This is a genomic window from Streptomyces capoamus, assembly GCF_014654935.1.
In the GTDB taxonomy this organism is placed as follows: Bacteria; Actinomycetota; Actinomycetes; order Streptomycetales; family Streptomycetaceae; genus Streptomyces; species Streptomyces capoamus.
On the sequence record NZ_BNBF01000007.1, the window covers coordinates 275918 to 276274 of the forward strand.

Annotated in this window: 1 protein-coding gene; it reads left to right on the plus strand. The window is 70.0% G+C overall.

Annotation, left to right across the window (positions count from 1 at the left end; translation table 11 throughout):
• Positions 1-177 precede the first annotated feature (177 nt).
• Positions 178-357, plus strand: a 180-nt coding sequence (locus IE312_RS39980) for a DUF2637 domain-containing protein (RefSeq protein ID WP_229899717.1), incomplete at its 3' end; no start/stop codon positions are given.

The window sequence follows — 357 nt, forward strand, 5'->3', positions numbered from 1 at the left end:
GCCGCATTGGAACCGTTCCGGCCCGAATTCCCGGCCGGTCCGGTCGTGACCCCGGCATCGGTCGTCCGACCGGTCCCGGTCACCGACTGACCTTCTCATCTGCTCAGCACTCGGTCGGCGTGACTTCTCGCGCCACGTCCCTACCCCGTCATGCCCGATTCCGGAAGGAGCCGCGTCATGCGTGCTCGCCTGGCCCGTGTCGACGCGGTGCTCGTCCAAGCGCTCATCGCGGCGGCGCTGTCCTTCGCCCACCTGCACGACGTCGCCTCGGCCGCTGGGCAAACCGGGTGGAAGGCATGGGCCTACCCCGTCTCTGTCGACCTCCTGCTCGTCGCCGCCTGGCGCCGACTGCGGTCT